At 62.3% G+C, this 14,299-nt stretch carries 12 protein-coding genes; 5 read left to right on the top strand and 7 right to left on the bottom strand.

The genetic code is table 11. The annotated features are described in order from the left end of the window. Nucleotides 1-2: 2 nt before the first annotated feature. Complete coding sequence (locus D1223_RS18550) at nucleotides 3-464, bottom strand: (2Fe-2S)-binding protein (protein WP_119377822.1); 462 nt, start codon at nucleotides 462-464, stop codon at nucleotides 3-5. 215 nt (nucleotides 465-679) lie between these two features. On the opposite strand from D1223_RS18550, the gene D1223_RS18545 reads away from it, so the two are divergent. The 5 genes from D1223_RS18545 to D1223_RS18525 all read left to right on the top strand — a co-directional run bounded on the left by D1223_RS18545 (nucleotide 680) and on the right by D1223_RS18525 (nucleotide 5,985). Continuing rightward, nucleotides 680-2,332, top strand: a complete 1,653-nt coding sequence (locus D1223_RS18545; protein ID WP_119377821.1) for an acyl-CoA dehydrogenase family protein — start codon at nucleotides 680-682, stop codon at nucleotides 2,330-2,332. A gap of 191 nt (nucleotides 2,333-2,523) precedes the next feature. Further along, nucleotides 2,524-3,693, top strand: coding sequence for a DsbA family protein (locus D1223_RS18540; RefSeq protein WP_119377820.1), 1,170 nt, complete (start codon nucleotides 2,524-2,526; stop codon nucleotides 3,691-3,693). 94 nt (nucleotides 3,694-3,787) lie between these two features. Beyond that, nucleotides 3,788-4,249: a DUF1330 domain-containing protein gene (locus D1223_RS18535; RefSeq protein WP_119377819.1), complete on the top strand. Its 462-nt coding sequence runs from the start codon at nucleotides 3,788-3,790 to the stop codon at nucleotides 4,247-4,249. Beyond that, entirely contained in the window at nucleotides 4,249-5,334 is a 1,086-nt protein-coding gene (locus D1223_RS18530; RefSeq protein ID WP_119377818.1) for an MBL fold metallo-hydrolase, read from the top strand. The genes D1223_RS18535 and D1223_RS18530 overlap by 1 nt, the downstream gene beginning before the upstream one ends. Before the next feature lie 30 nt (nucleotides 5,335-5,364). Beyond that, nucleotides 5,365-5,985 carry a TetR/AcrR family transcriptional regulator gene (locus D1223_RS18525; RefSeq protein WP_119377817.1) on the top strand — a complete coding sequence of 207 codons (621 nt, stop codon included), beginning with the start codon at nucleotides 5,365-5,367 and terminating at the stop codon, nucleotides 5,983-5,985. Here D1223_RS18525 and D1223_RS18520 read toward each other — a convergent pair whose 3' ends face one another. The 6 genes from D1223_RS18520 to pabB form a co-directional block, all read right to left on the bottom strand. Beyond that, complete coding sequence (locus D1223_RS18520; protein WP_199288234.1) at nucleotides 5,986-7,644, bottom strand: sulfatase; 1,659 nt, start codon at nucleotides 7,642-7,644, stop codon at nucleotides 5,986-5,988. A gap of 4 nt (nucleotides 7,645-7,648) precedes the next feature. Continuing rightward, a complete protein-coding gene (locus D1223_RS18515) occupies nucleotides 7,649-8,686 on the bottom strand; it encodes a glutathione S-transferase (RefSeq protein WP_233353231.1) in 1,038 nt (345 codons plus the stop codon). A gap of 1 nt (nucleotide 8,687) precedes the next feature. Continuing rightward, nucleotides 8,688-10,460 carry an arylsulfatase gene (locus tag D1223_RS18510; protein ID WP_199288233.1) on the bottom strand — a complete coding sequence of 591 codons (1,773 nt, stop codon included), beginning with the start codon at nucleotides 10,458-10,460 and terminating at the stop codon, nucleotides 8,688-8,690. A gap of 68 nt (nucleotides 10,461-10,528) precedes the next feature. Further along, entirely contained in the window at nucleotides 10,529-11,383 is an 855-nt protein-coding gene (locus tag D1223_RS18505) for a prephenate dehydrogenase/arogenate dehydrogenase family protein (protein ID WP_158586525.1), read from the bottom strand. 16 nt (nucleotides 11,384-11,399) lie between these two features. Beyond that, entirely contained in the window at nucleotides 11,400-12,146 is a 747-nt protein-coding gene (locus D1223_RS18500) for a chorismate mutase (RefSeq protein ID WP_119377815.1), read from the bottom strand. Continuing rightward, nucleotides 12,143-14,257, bottom strand: coding sequence for an aminodeoxychorismate synthase component I (gene pabB, locus D1223_RS18495; protein WP_233349525.1), 2,115 nt, complete (start codon nucleotides 14,255-14,257; stop codon nucleotides 12,143-12,145). The genes D1223_RS18500 and pabB overlap by 4 nt, the downstream gene beginning before the upstream one ends. Nucleotides 14,258-14,299 lie beyond the last annotated feature (42 nt).

Genomic DNA, 14,299 nt, shown 5'->3' with positions numbered 1-14,299 from the left:
GATCAGGCCCCCTTCATTTCGTCGGCGGCTTTGCGCACGGCCTTGCGGATGCGATTGTAGGTCATGCAGCGGCAGAGATTGCCGGTCATGATCGCATCGATGTCGCCATCATTGACGTTCGGGTCCTGATTGAGCGCCGCCGCAGCGGTCATGATCTGGCCGGACTGGCAGTAACCGCATTGCGGCACCTGCAGCTCGCGCCAGGCTTTCTGGACCGGATGGTCGGCGGCCGGGTCGAGCCCTTCAATCGTGGTGATCTCGGCGCCGATGGCCGCTTCGAGCGGGGTGATACAGGATCGCCGCGCCTCGCCATTGATATGGACGGTACACGCCCCGCACTGGCCGATCCCGCACCCGAACTTGGTACCGGTGAGATTGGCCTCGTCCCGGATGACCCAGAGGAGCGGGGTATCATTGTCCGCATCCACCTGAACCGATTTTCCATTGATCTTGAGTTCCGCCATCTGCGTTGTCCTCTCTGGCTGGCTCGTGACACCGGACAAGGCTTTCTCGCGAGCCGTTCGGCGGTGTCTCTGCCGGGGATGATAGTCCTCGCAGGAGCATGAGACCAGCCGGGCGGCAAAATTTCCGCGCGGCGCAGCACGCACCATTCCTGCGCGCGCTCGCCTGTCCTACACTCGGCAGAAGACCGGACAGCCGGCTGACAGGAGGACACGCCATGACCCACCACGCCCCGATCGCGGAGCTGGAAACCCATACCGTCACCAACCAGCCGCAGCCGCTCGAGGATACCAATCTCTTCGGCGGAGACCGGGCCCTGCGCAGTGCGGTGTCGGCCTTTGGCGGCGATGTCCATGCCGGACGGCTCGGCGAATTCGGCAAGGCCTGCGGCAGCGCCGAGGCGATCCAGTGGGGCCGCCAGGCGAACGAGAACCCGCCAAGGCTCAAATCCTTCGACCGCTATGGCCACAGGCTGGATGAGGTCGAGTTCCACCCGGCCTATCACCAGCTGATGGCGCTTGGCCTCGATCACGGCATTTCCGGCGCGCCATGGCAGGTGGGCGAGGCCGGGCACGTCCTGCACGGGGCCATGATGATCATGATGATGCAGGCCGATGCGGGCGTGACCTGCCCGATGTCGATGACCTATGCCTGCGTCGCCGCACTCGGGGCCGATGAGCAGATTGCCAGCACCTGGTCGCCGCGCGTGACGGCGCAATCCTACGATCCGCGTTTCATCCCGGCTGACAAGAAAACCGGCGTCACCATCGGCATGGCGATGACGGAGAAGCAGGGCGGCTCGGATGTCCGCGCCAACACCACGCGGGCCGAACCGTCCGGCGATGGCGGCTACATCCTGACCGGGCACAAATGGTTCTGCTCGGCGCCGATGTCGGACGCCTTCCTGACGCTGGCCTATGCCGAGGGCGGGATGACCTGCTTCCTTGTTCCGCGCTGGCGCCCGGACGGGACACGCAATGCGATCCACATCATGCGCCTGAAGGACAAGATGGGCGACAAGTCCAACGCCTCCTCGGAGATCGAATATCATGGCGCCTGGGCCGAACGGCTGGGCGAAGAAGGCCGGGGCGTGCGCACCATCATCGATATGGTCCAGCATACCCGCTACGACTGCACCCTGGGCTCGGCGGGCGGGATGCGGGCTGCGCTCGCCCAGGCGCTCTGGCACACCTCGCAGCGCCGGGCCTTCCAGAAAGCCCTGATCGACCAGCCGGCCATGCGCGCGGTGCTGGCGGACCTCGCCCTTGAGAGCGAGGCGGCCACGGCGGTTGCGCTGCGGATCGGGGCGAGCCTCGACCGGGCAAGGACCGATCCGGACGAGGCCGCCTTCATGCGGCTTGCCACGCCGATTGCGAAATACTGGGTCTGCAAGCGCCAGCCGGGTTTCGTGTATGAGGCGCTGGAATGTCATGGCGGGGCAGGCTTCGTCGAAGAAGGGCCGATGCCGCGCCTCTTCCGCCAGTCACCCCTGAACGCGATCTGGGAAGGCTCCGGCAATGTCATCGCGCTCGATATCCTGCGCGCCCTCTCGCGTGAGCCGGAAAGCCTGAAGGCGGTCGAGGCCGAGCTGGAAACCGCGCTGGGTGTTAATGATATTTATGACCGTCATTGCGCCAGCCTGGCTGATTTCACCGAGTCGGGCGCCCTGCACGAGGGCTCGGCGCGCGCCTTTGCGCAGGCCATGGCGCTCGCCCTGCAGGCCGCTGCGCTGAAGCAGACCGCGCCGGATTTCGTCTTCCATGGGTTCTGTGCCCAGCGCCTTTCCAGCGGGCGGCGCGGCTTCCTCTATGGTGACGTTGACAGCAGCGTCGATCAGGATGCGATTATCGAGCGGGCCATGCCGGGTTGAGGTCGCGTGGTTTAAATTGACACAATGTGTGCCAATAGCTAATCTGCCAGCCTATAGAGGGGGCTTTTCGCTGCATGTCACTGAAGACGTTCATTGCATCGAGGGTCACCCGCCGCCTGACCAGTCCGGAGCGCCTGACAGCACGGCGACAGAAGGCTGATCGCAGGCGGCAGAAACGCGGGGAGGCGTGTATGGTCGACTATTTTCACGATGCATCCGACCCGTATTCACACTTGGTCGCGCAAGTCCTGCCGCAGCTCGTGGCCCGCTACGACATCGAGCTTGTGCCGCATCTCGTTTCCCCGCCGCCAGACTGGGCCGCGCCGGACCGTCAGAAGCTGGTCAGCTATTCCAGGCTCGACGCCGAAAGGCTGGCGGCCAGGGCAGGGCTGGGCTTCAAGGATCCGGGCGAGCAGCCCCCATCCGGACGGACGCAGATTGCCGAGGCGGCGCTGGCAAAAGCCATCAGTGCGGGGACTTTTTTCCAGGACGCTGCCGGCATCGGGGTATGGCTCTGGACCGGCGAAGGCCAGATCCCGGAAGCCGGCGGCGATGCGGGCGCGGTCAAGCAGGAAGGCGATGCGAAACGCGACGAACTCGGCCACTATCTGGCCGGCACCTTCCATCTCGACGGCGAATGGTTCTGGGGCATCGACCGGCTGCACTATCTCGAAGCCCGGCTTGCGGCGGCCGGGCTGCGAAAGCCGGGGGCGCCGGATACGCCCATCTTCGCGCCGCCACCACTGCTGGCCAATCCGCCCGCCGCGCCGGGACAGGCGCCGGAGCTTCACTATTATCTCTCCTTCCGCAGTCCCTACACCTGCATCGCCGCCAGCCGGGTCAAGGCGCTCGCGGACGCCTATGGCGCCGAGCTGAAGCTGCGCTACGTCCTGCCCATGGTGATGCGCGGCATGCAGGTGCCCCGCACCAAGGGCATCTACATCCTCAAGGATACCGCCCGCGAGGCGCAGCGGCTCGGCATTCCGTTCGGCAAGGTTGCCGACCCGGTCGGCGAGCCGGTCGAGCGCGGCTATTCCCTGCTCCCCTGGGCGATGGAAGAGGGCAAGGGGTTCGCCTATGCCGAGAGCTTCCTGAACGGGGTCTGGGCCGAAGGCATCGACGCCGGGTCCGATAGCGGGCTGAAGACGATCGTCGAACGCGCGGGCCTCGACTGGAAGACGGCGAAACCGCTCATCGGGAACGAGGACTGGAAACCGATTGCCGAGGCCAACCGCGCGGAAATGATGGGCCTTGGAATCTGGGGTGTGCCAAGCTTCCGGGTGGGGGATGTTTCGGCCTGGGGGCAGGACCGGCTCTGGCTGATCGAGGAGGCTCTGCAGAGCGAACGGGGCCTGGCCTGAAATCAGACTGGAATTGTACCGGAATTGTACTGGAATCATACGGAAATCAGACTCTCGCAAGACCCGGCCGCAGCGCGGAAAAAAGGATAACGGAATGCAAGTCGTCAATGAACTGCTGCCAACCGACCCCAAACAGGTCGAAGCATTGATGCAGGCGGGTCCGGATGGGCCGATCTACATGCTCAATCTATTGAAATTCAAGGAAAAAGCAGAGTATGAGGATGGCCGCGAAACGTCCATGACGGGGCGCGAGGCCTATGAAATCTATGGCCGCGCCGTCGCCGGGGTGCTCGAACAGTTCGGCGGGCGGGCCATCCTCGCCATGGACGTGAATTTCCTCGCCATCGGCAAGGTGGAATCCCTCTGGGACGAGGTCGCGATTGCGCAATATCCAGACCGCAAGGCGATGATTGCGATGTCGATGTCTGAGGCCTGGCAGGCGATATCCATCCACCGGACCGCCGGACTGGAGGGCCAGCTCAACATTGAGTGTACAATCCCCCCGGACATGAGGGATAGTGCGTGGGCAAAACGCCTCCTGGAAGGAACCGGATAATGCGCAAGTGGCTTTGGGGGGGCGGCATTGTCGCTGTTGTGATTATTGCAGGTTGGGGCGCACTTCGGCTGCTCCAGGCCGATATTGGCATGACGCTTTTTGAGCGCCAGGCGAAGGAAATTGTCGGGACGGATGCGAGCGCGGCGCTGGAAAACGGCCTGCATGTCTACCTCTGCGGAACCGGCTCGCCCCTGCCCGACCCGTCGCGGGCCGGTCCGTGCCTGGGGATTCTTGCGGGACAGTCTGCCTTTATCTTCGATACCGGCTCAGGAAGCATGCGGAAACTGGCGCGGATGGGTTTCCCCATGGGCCAGACCAAGGCGGCCTTCCTGACCCATCTCCACTCAGATCACATCGACGGCCTCGGCGAGATGATGCTGCAAGCCTGGATCGTCGGCAGCAGGTCTACCCCACTCCCGATTTATGGCCCGGTGGGCACGCAGCAGGTCAGCGGGAGTTTTGTTTCCGCCTATCAGATCGACAGCCAGTATCGGGTCGCCCACCACGGAGAAAAAGTCGCGAATCCTCAAGGCTTTGGCCTGGCTGCGGAAGAGATTGAGTTCGAAGAGGGCCGCCGCCAGAAAGTGGTCTATGAGGCAGGCGGCGTCACCATAACCGCGTTCCTGGTCAACCATGAGCCGGTCGAGCCGGCGCTCGGATACAGGGTGGATTATGCAGGCCGGTCAGTGACGATCAGCGGCGATACGATCAAGGACGATACCGTAATCCTGATGGCGCGCGACACTGACCTTCTGGTGCATGAGGCGCTGAACCGGGACATGGTCCTGCTCATGGCGGATGCGGCAAAAAACAATGGAAACAGTAGTTTATCCAAGATCTTCTCGGACATCCTGGACTATCACGCTTCACCGGCTGAAGCCGCTGAGGTCGCCGAAAGTGCCGGGGCCGGCATGCTGGTATTGACCCATATCGTCCCGCCCTTGCCAAGCCGGTTCCTCTACCCCGCCTTCCTGGGCGAGGCGCCAGACCGTTTTTCGGGCGACGTGGTCGTTGGTGAAGACGGCATGATGGTCAGCCTGCCAGCCAACAAGCAAACGCAGTCGCTACGGCAGCTGCTCAATTGACCGCAGAGAGGCAGGGCGCAAACTGACGGTATGAGCGAAAAGCCACCCCTCCGCGTCGTTCCTGCCGAATCTCCGGAGTCGGATGGACGTCGCGCCCGCAGCGAACGCAGCAAGCTGCAGATCGTGGACGCCTTGTTCCGCCTGATCCTGGACGGAAACCTGGATCCGAGCGCCGCCAGCGTTGCCGAGGAAGCTGCCGTCGGTCTTCGAACGGTCTTCCGACATTTCGAGGACATGGATTCGCTCTATCGTGAGCTGACAGCCCGACTTGAGGCCGAAATACTCCCCATCGTCATGAAGCCTTGGTCATCGGCGGACTGGCGTGCGCGCCTGCACGAACTCGTCTCTCGCCGGGCCGGGATCTACGAGCGCATCATGCCTTTCAAGGTCGCGGCAAACCTCCGCCGCTACCAGTCCGACTGGCTGATGCATGATTATCAGCGCTTCCTGAGAATGGAACGCAGCGGCCTTCACGGCATCCTGCCGGATGAGGTCCTGGCCGACAAAGGCCTGTCAGCGGCACTTGAAATGGTAACAGGATTTCAGACCTGGCGGCGGATTCGTCAGGATCAGGGCCTCGATCCGCAGGAGGCTGAAGCGATGCTTCTGCGGACGGTCGATGCGCTGCTCGCGGATATTGAGCGGGGCTGATCAGTTCGGCCAGTAGATGACTTCGTCTCCGGGTTCGATCGTATCGGCCAATGTCTTGTCCACGGCGACCGGCCCTTCAACAGTGTATGGATAAAGCGGTTCGCGCGCGCCCTTCTGATGCTGCTCCAGCATGGCCGACATCAGGACCACAAGCTCGGGCTCTTCCTCGGCAAGATTGACCTGTTCCGTCGGATCGTCCGCGAGATTGTACAGCCAGACCTTGTCCGGCCGCTGGCTGACCTGCAGCTTCCAGTCTCCCTTGCGAACCACTTGATTGTAGGCGCTCTGCCAGAAGATGGTATCGTCGCCCAGCGCGCTTGCCTCACCGGTTGCGAGCGGCAGCAGGTTCCGCCCGTCGATTTCAACTCCGTCCGGCTGGGCTGCTCCGCAGGCCGACGCGAGCGTCGGCAAAAGATCGATGTGCCCGGCCGGGGAGGCTACTTCCTGGCCGGCGGGAATCCTGGCTGGCCAGCGGATGAACAGCGGCACGCGGATGCCGCCTTCAAACAGGGTCAGCTTCCAGCCACGGTAAGGGTCATTAATTTCAGGCAGGCCGATATAGCCCGGCCCACCATTGTCGCTGGAGAAAATAACGATCGTATTCTCCGCAAGACCCTCTTCTTCCAGCGTGTCGAGGATGTCACCGACGCTGCGGTCGAGTGCGCGGATCATGGCCGCGTAAACGCGAAGGCGGTGCGGTTCGAGATCGCCGACGGCGTCATAATCCTCCCGGGTTGCCTGCAGCGGCGTGTGAACACCCCAATGGGCGAGGTAGAGGAAGAATGGCTGGTTGCGATTGGCGCGAATGACCTTTTGCGCCTCGTCTGTCCAGTAATCCGTCAGATAGCCGCCCGGCTCGAACCAGTCTCCACCATTGAAACTCGCCGCGTATTGCATTCGCGCCCAAAGGAACTTGTCGACTGGATCGAAGTCGATCTTGGCGTTGACGACGTCCGGATCGTTTTCCGGCAGGTAAAGCCCGCTCGCCATCAGCAGGCTTTCGTCGAAGCCCTGCGCATTGGGGCCGAATTCGTTGCCACGCCCAAGATGCCACTTGCCGATATGCGCCGTGTGGTAGCCGGCGTCCTTCAGCACCTCGGCCATGGTGACCTCGGAACCCGGCAGGCCCTGCTCTGAAAACGGCGGCGAGGCCTCAGCCGCGTCCTGGTTCCATTCGACAGGCGGCAGACCGCTCGGGTGGTCCTGTGAAATCAGTGAGAGAATACGGCCCATATTGTCCGGCGTGGGCGTGAACTCGAAGCCGGTCCGCGTGGGATAGCGACCGGTCATAAGCATGGCGCGCGAGGGGGCACAGCTCGCAGTCCCGGAATAGGCGTTGGTGAAGATCGCCCCCTGACGAGCCAGCCGGTCGATGTTCGGTGTTTTCACAGCGCCGCCCGCAACGCCGCCGCCGAAGGTCGAAATGTCATTGTAGCCAAGGTCATCGGCGAGGATAAAGACGATGTTGGGCGGGCGCTTGAAGGCCGGCATGTCTGCGGTTTTCGGGCCTTGTTGCCAGTTGATCACACGATTGGACGCCACCTCGACTTTGCCCGTATTCGAGGCGATGAACAGGATCAGCGACTTTCGGTTGAGCCAGGCGAGCGCCGCACCGGCAATAGCGACGACGAGGATTCCCAGAACGAGCTTTTTCAGCATAGGGTCAGGCTTTCATGCTGGTCGTGAACAATGCTTCGCAGCCAGTCCCGGACAAGGTTTCATCGACGGTCTTTCGTGCGGCATCGTCAAGACTGGCATGCGCCGTGCGCAGATTCTCGAGGCACTTGGCCTGATAAGGGAAGACCGGTTGTGTCCACGGACGGCCATCGACTTCGCCCGAAACCTCGCTGGACCCGGCCATGGCGGCCCTGGCATTGGCGATGAGAAAGGGGACATAGACCCGGCCAATCTCGTCCAGGAGTGGCTTCAGCCGCGCCCCAGCTTTATCAGCGGCGATCCAGTCGCCATCCTGGGGGTCGAGGCCGGACAGGTCTTCCATCCTGTCGATCCATGCCCTTACGCGCTGCGAAGTCTCGCTGGTAACACCGGCTGATGTCGGCTCGATCACGGCAAGCTGGGTCAGCTGGCCGTAGATGGCGAAGTCCGATGCGCCGGGCCGGGCGCCCATGACATAGCCTTGCTGCGCGATAAGGCTGTCGAGAATGGACAGGAGGCGTTTGTAGCTCGCCTCGATGGTTTCTGCGGTCGTCTCATTCGATCCAACGACATAGAGCCGGTCGACCTGGCGTTTCGTGAACTGGTCGGCGGCCTGCTTCGCCTGGTCGGCATCGATGGTGGGCATCGACCAGTAGACCAGAAGCGGGCCCGCATTGCGGCAGTCGACTTCGCGCGCCCAGCGATAATGAAACATCGCCTTGGTCAGCCACTCATCAGCATAGTCCTCGATCAGGGCATCAATGAAGGCGAGGGCAGGGTCTGCAGGAATGACAGAGCGTCCCGAATAGTCCGCCTCCAGCCGGCGGATAATGGGTGTTGAGTCGACGACGGCTTCGAGCGCGCCGCCGTCAGTCGGGAAGTAGAATGTCGGCAGCAGCTTCACCTTGGGCTGCGGCAGGCCAGCGGGCGGATTCTGGTGACCGCCCCAGATCATCTCATAGGGAATATGCCGGTAGCGCAGCAACGCCAGCATCTTGCGCGTATAGGGCGAGCCCGGCGCTCCGAGCAGTTTCAGCCTGTCCAATTCAGTGTCCTCCCGATTTCAACAAGGTGCTGCCAAGGCGCCAGACGCCCCAGACAGCAACAAGGATGAGGCCTAGCCCGATCACGCCAATCCACCAGTAGGATTTCAGCTGGCGCATCTGCGTGTTGCGGGTCAGCACCTTTTGGCTGTCATACCCATCAGGGACGGGCAGGACGCCCATATCGGCGGCATATGTGTCGTAGGCGGTGAGCAGGGCCTGCATGATGTCCGGGGCCGCGGCGGCAAGATCGGTGGTTTCGCCCGGGTCGGTCTTGATGTTGTAGAGCCGCCAGCGCGCATCGCCCCATGGCTTCTGGTTTCGGGTAATCTTGTAGTCGCCGAGGATAAGGGCGGAGTTGCCGGAGACTTCCATGGCGATCGGCTCGTCGGGCCCGTAGATGGCATCAGCGGCGCCTGACAGCAGCGGGACGAGGCTTCGTCCTGTGATCGGTACGCCGGCAGTCTGACCGCTGGCTCCTGCCATTTCGAGCAGGGTCGGCGCGATGTCGGTGACCTGCGCGACAGCGTCCTCGCGAATGCCCCGCTCGATGCCTGGGCCCGCCATGATCATCGGAACATGGATACCGCCTTCGGAGCTGTGAAACTTGAACAGGTCGCCTGGAGAGGACGCCGCCATGGCCCATTCCGGGCCGATGAAGCCCCAGCTGCCCTTCTCGCCAATCCCGTCGAGGCCGAGATGGTAGCCATTGAATCGCATCCAGAGCTTCAGACGCCAGTCATTGTCACCGCGCGACGGCTCGGGCCCGTTGTCCGACGTGATAACGAACACCGTATTCTCGTAGAGCCCCTGTTCCTTCAGGTGGTCGACAAGGCGGCCGATATGAAGGTCCATCGCTTCGAGCATGGCGGCGTTGACGGCCATGCGGGCAGCATAGAGGGCCCGCTCGTCTTCGCTGAGCGACTCCCAGGCCCGCATCCCGGGTCGAAGGGGTTCCAGCGGGGCATTGGCGGGGATGAGGCCGATCTCCTTGGCCCGCTGCCAGCGGCGTTCGCGCAAAGCCTGCCAGCCGTCGGTGTAGGTCTCGCGATACTTCGCCGTGATCTCCGCAGGCGCCTGAACCGGGATATGGATGGCCTGGAAACCGAGATAGGCCAGGAACGGCTGCGCGCTGTCTGTTTCGCCAAGATAGTCGATCATCTGATCGACGATGAAGCGCGAGGAATAGAAATCATCCGGCAGGCTGGCCGGTTCGCCATCCTCATACCAGGGCGCTTCCCGGTAGTACGGCATGTACGACTTGTCTTCCCAGTTGTCTGCGCCGGACGCATCGAGCGCGAAGGACCTGTCGAAGCCATGCGCCGAGGGCAGGGCGCCTTCATCGCTGCCAAGATGCCACTTGCCGGTCAGAAGCGTGCGGTAGCCCAGCGGTTTCAGGCGGGTCGCGATCGTCTCGACGCCTGGTTCCAGGCGCATGGTATAGCCGGGCTTGCCGACATGCTCCTTCGGGAGGACTTCGGGGATGGTCGCAACGCCGGTGCGGTGATTATCGATCCCTGTCAGCAGCATCGCCCGCGAGGGCGCGCAGAGAGGTGAGGTGTAGTAGCGGGTGAACATCACGCCCTGCCGGGCAAGCGCATCGATATTGGGCGTAGCTGCCTCTCCGCCATAGACGCCGAGGTCCATGAAGGCCGCGTCGTCGATCAGCAGGATGACGAAGTTCGGCTTGTCGGTCGACACCTGCGCCGTCGCTTCTGGCGCGATCAGGGCCATGGCGCCGAGCATGCCGGCCCAAAGGCGGCGAAGTCCTCTCATGCGTGTCCTCCCGGGACTTTTTGGCATTATTGGTGCCATAAGTGAGCGGACTTAGAAAGAAGAGATTTCTAGCGGGCGCTGTCCAGCCTGCTGAAAAGCTGGACGCAATCTTCGGATAGCGCTGTTGCCGGGGCCCCGAGATTGGTTCTGGCTTTTTCCAGAAACCCGGAGAAGGCAGTTGCGTCGTCCGCCTCGCAGATATCATCGAGCGTCTTCAAAGCGTCGATCAGCTTTTGCCGGGCGGCGCTCGCAAACGGGTTGGACGCTTGTATCTTCCAGTAGACATGGGCCTCGCCGGATAGGATGCGTGCTGACAGCATACGCATGACCCGGTTGGGCGGCGTATCAAACAAGGCCCCGTCCGCACTGACTGAAGCGATAAACGCCATCAGGGCCGCATGAAGTTGCGCCTGCGCCTCGGCAGCGAGGCGGTCATGCTGTTCGCTATCAAGCCTGATGATGTTCAGGCCAAAGCGTTCGAGAAATCCTGTCAGGTCCTCCGGATAGGCGGGGCGACGCAGCTCGGTGACGACAATGGACCGGCCGGTCCAGTCGAGGCCCGGGCCGAAGAGCGGATTGATTGAAACCAGGCCGCATCTTCCGGCATTGCCCAGGGCCGCGACATATGGCGCCTTCACGGATGTGCAGTCCACCAGTGTGGCATCTTCGGACATGGCGCCTGCGACTTGCGCGGCGGCCTTGCAGGCAATGGCATCAGGAACGGCAAGTATCACCAGGTCGGCGGCCTTGAGCGCGATCCGCATGTCTCGCGAGAGCGCAGTCAGGTCCGCGCTGACAAGACCGGCGCCGGGTGTGATATCCACCGCGAGCGTCTCGAAGCCGGCAGCATCAAGCCGGTCACGAAACATCCGGCCCATGCCGCCGGCGGCGCCGAAAACGATTGCGCGGTTGCAGAACGGCATGCCGGTCTCCCGTCCGTCAGGCCCTGTCCCGGCACACAGTCGCTGGCGCTCCAATGTCCGACGCTCCCAGCGATGTCCTGAACAGTCGTTCGACATAGCGCACGACCAGATGGACTGGTGATCCAAGGTGAACGGTGGCGATCCGGATGCCGGCATCGGTTTCCTGTATGTCGGAGACCTTGTTACCCCGCCGCTTCAGCTCATAGGTGGTCGCGTCCAGCGAATGCACCTCAATGGCCAGGTAAGCTGGCGACCCTGCCTCGCCTGCCGGTTCGTTTCTTTCCTTGGCGACCACTGTGACATTGCCGCCCCTGAGAACAGCGGTCCGGCCTTCGGATGGGCTTCCGCCGGCGACGTCGACCTTTTTGAAGGAGAGCCGCGAGCAGATCATGCCGCAGGCGGTATCCAGGTCGTCGACCTCAATGAGTCCGTGGTCGAACCCGATACCCTGGAAAGCCAGCTCGCCGCCCGGTGTCTTGGCCACATCGTTTTCGACCTGACAGGCATGGGAAATGATTGTGGTCCAGAGCCGCTCGACGAGCTTGGGGTCAAGGCCTGCCTGGACGGCCCGCTGCCTGCGCGTGGTAAACACCTCACCGATGCGCGTCGGCTGCATCACCGCAATGCCGGTGTCGCGCTTGTATTCGGCGACGTCGCGAATTGTGTCGAACCGCTGGCCGAGCAGGCTGATCAGCTCGCTGTCGATCAGGTCCAGGCGGCTGCGAAGCATTTCAAGATGATCGATGGCCATGACGCTGGTCATTCTGCCGGCGCCTGCTGTTCGTTGTGGGTGACGACTTCGACATCGGCCGGGTCGAGCGTCAGCAAGGCGTTGCGGAGCAGTTCGCCTTTCAACATGGTTTCGTCAAACTCGGCGACCGGATCGGACAGCGCGACGATGGCACCGCCCGCGCCGATGGACGCGCGGGTCCCGTTCAGCACGACGGTGCGGATCACGATGTTGAGGTCGACCGCGCCATCGAGGGAGAAGTAGCCGATGGCGCCGGAATAGATACCGCGCGGCCCGGCTTCCAGATCGTCGATGATCTCCATCGTGCGGATCTTCGGGGCGCCAGTCATCGAGCCACCCGGAAAAAGCGACTGTACACAGGACACGGACGTCTCGCTCTTGCGCAGCTCGCCAACCACAGTGCTGACCATCTGGTGAACCGTTGCAAAGCTCTCGATTGCGCACAGTTTCGGAACGGTGACCGTCCCGGTGCGGCACACGCGGTTGAGATCGTTGCGGATCAGGTCGACGATCATCAGGTTCTCGGCCCGGTCCTTCTCGCTGGTATAAAGCTGCTGCTTGAGGGCCTCATCCTGCGGCCGCGTCCTGCCGCGGGCGATCGTTCCCTTGATCGGCTTGCAGTTGACATGGCCGTCTTTTGAAATCTTCACCATGCGTTCGGGCGAACAGCTGAGCACGCTCAACTCGTCAAATCGCAGGAAGGCCGAATAGGGCGCCGGATTCATGGCGCGCAGATGCTGGTAGGTGCCGAGCGGACTCTTCTCGTAAGTTTTCGTCCACTCGTTGCAGAGGCAGATCTCATAGGATTCGCCATCGCGGATCTTGTCGAGCGAAGCATTGATGCGCTCGATATAGGCATCGCGGGAATGCCGTTTGATCCACGGGTCTTCCGGTTCGGTCTCGCGAAGGACGGCATCAAACGCCGGCTTCGATATCAGGCAGCTGTTCTGCAGGCTGGTCTCAACCGTCGTGAACCAGTCCTTCGCTTCGCCTTCCTTACCGGGTTCGACAAGGCAGACCATCCAGGCCTGCTTGAATTTGTGATCGAAGGCGATGAAGCGATCGGCGAAGATCATTTTTGCGTCGGCTTGCGGGCTCTTATGGGCATTCTTGCCGCCGCTGAGCGCTTTTAATTCATAGCCGAGATAGCCGACATAACCGCCCTTGAAGGGTACAGGCATGTCCATGTCGTCGACGAACACAGTGGCCTGCATGCGACGGGAAATGTAGTCGAAGACACTCTCTTCGAACACCTCGGTTCCGGCCGACGTCGTGACGTCCACGCGGTTACTGCTCACGTCATAGCTGAGCGTTTCTGCGCGAGGGCCGGCACCATCGCCCATGAAGGAAAAGCGCCCCTGTTGCTTGGCGTGGGCACTGGAGTCCAGCCAGAAGGCATCGGTAGACTTGCCGTACAGGATCTCGAAACATGCATCCGATGAGAGATCTGTCGTGAGCTCGCGCAGCACCGGTTTCAGGCGGTTCGTCTGGCTAGCCGGCTGGTCGGAAGCGACATCGACCTCCTCGCCGGGATATTCCGCGCGCAGGAATGTATCCGCCAGCTCAAGAAAGTTCGCGATGACCTTGTCGCCGTATTCTGTGGCAATTGATTCCGGATGAAACTGGACGCCCCAGAGCGGCAGTGCCTTGTGATGCAGGCCCATGACCAGCCCGTCCTCGGTCTTCGCATCAACCTCGAGACAATCGGGCAATTCGCTGACAACCAGCGAGTGATATCGAACGGCGTTGAAGGGCGAGAGAATGCCCTTGAACAGCTGCTGGCCATTATGGTGGATCTTGCTGAGGCGTCCATGCATCGGCTCGGGGGCATGCGTCACAAGCCCGCCGGCGAAATGCGCAATCCCCTGGTGGCCGAGACAGACGCCCAGGACAGGCTTGCGAAAATCTCTCAGTATGGTTTCGCAAAGGCCGAAATCGCGTTGCCGGTCAGGCCGGCCCGGTCCGGGCGAGAGGATTACGGCATCGAAATCCATTGAACGGAGTTCGGATTCAGAGATGGCGTCATTGTAAAGGACGATCGGGTCGCTGCCGGATGCGGCGGCAACGAGCTGAGCCAGATTATAGGTGAAGCTGTCATAGTTATCGATTATGAGCACTTTCATTGCCAACAGCCCCCCTTCCTGGCGTCGATGCATCCACAAGTC

The organism is Henriciella mobilis, from assembly GCF_003576285.1.
Lineage (GTDB): Bacteria > Pseudomonadota > Alphaproteobacteria > Caulobacterales > Hyphomonadaceae > Henriciella > Henriciella mobilis.
Note: the sequence above shows the minus strand (reverse complement) of the source record. Positions and strands in the feature narration are given on the sequence as shown.

Excerpts from the sequence above, each read along its gene's own strand:
- D1223_RS18550 (WP_119377822.1), bottom strand. The coding sequence starts at position 464 with ATGGCGGAACTCAAGATCAATGGAAAATCGGTTCAGGTGGATGCGGAC.
- D1223_RS18545 (WP_119377821.1), top strand. The coding sequence starts at position 680 with ATGACCCACCACGCCCCGATCGCGGAGCTGGAAACCCATACCGTCACC.
- D1223_RS18540 (WP_119377820.1), top strand. The coding sequence starts at position 2,524 with ATGGTCGACTATTTTCACGATGCATCCGACCCGTATTCACACTTGGTC.
- D1223_RS18535 (WP_119377819.1), top strand. The coding sequence starts at position 3,788 with ATGCAAGTCGTCAATGAACTGCTGCCAACCGACCCCAAACAGGTCGAA.
- D1223_RS18530 (WP_119377818.1), top strand. The coding sequence starts at position 4,249 with ATGCGCAAGTGGCTTTGGGGGGGCGGCATTGTCGCTGTTGTGATTATT.
- D1223_RS18525 (WP_119377817.1), top strand. The coding sequence starts at position 5,365 with ATGAGCGAAAAGCCACCCCTCCGCGTCGTTCCTGCCGAATCTCCGGAG.
- D1223_RS18520 (WP_199288234.1), bottom strand. The coding sequence starts at position 7,644 with ATGCTGAAAAAGCTCGTTCTGGGAATCCTCGTCGTCGCTATTGCCGGT.
- D1223_RS18510 (WP_199288233.1), bottom strand. The coding sequence starts at position 10,460 with ATGAGAGGACTTCGCCGCCTTTGGGCCGGCATGCTCGGCGCCATGGCC.
- D1223_RS18505 (WP_158586525.1), bottom strand. The coding sequence starts at position 11,383 with ATGCCGTTCTGCAACCGCGCAATCGTTTTCGGCGCCGCCGGCGGCATG.
- D1223_RS18500 (WP_119377815.1), bottom strand. The coding sequence starts at position 12,146 with ATGACCAGCGTCATGGCCATCGATCATCTTGAAATGCTTCGCAGCCGC.
- pabB (WP_233349525.1), bottom strand. The coding sequence starts at position 14,257 with ATGAAAGTGCTCATAATCGATAACTATGACAGCTTCACCTATAATCTG.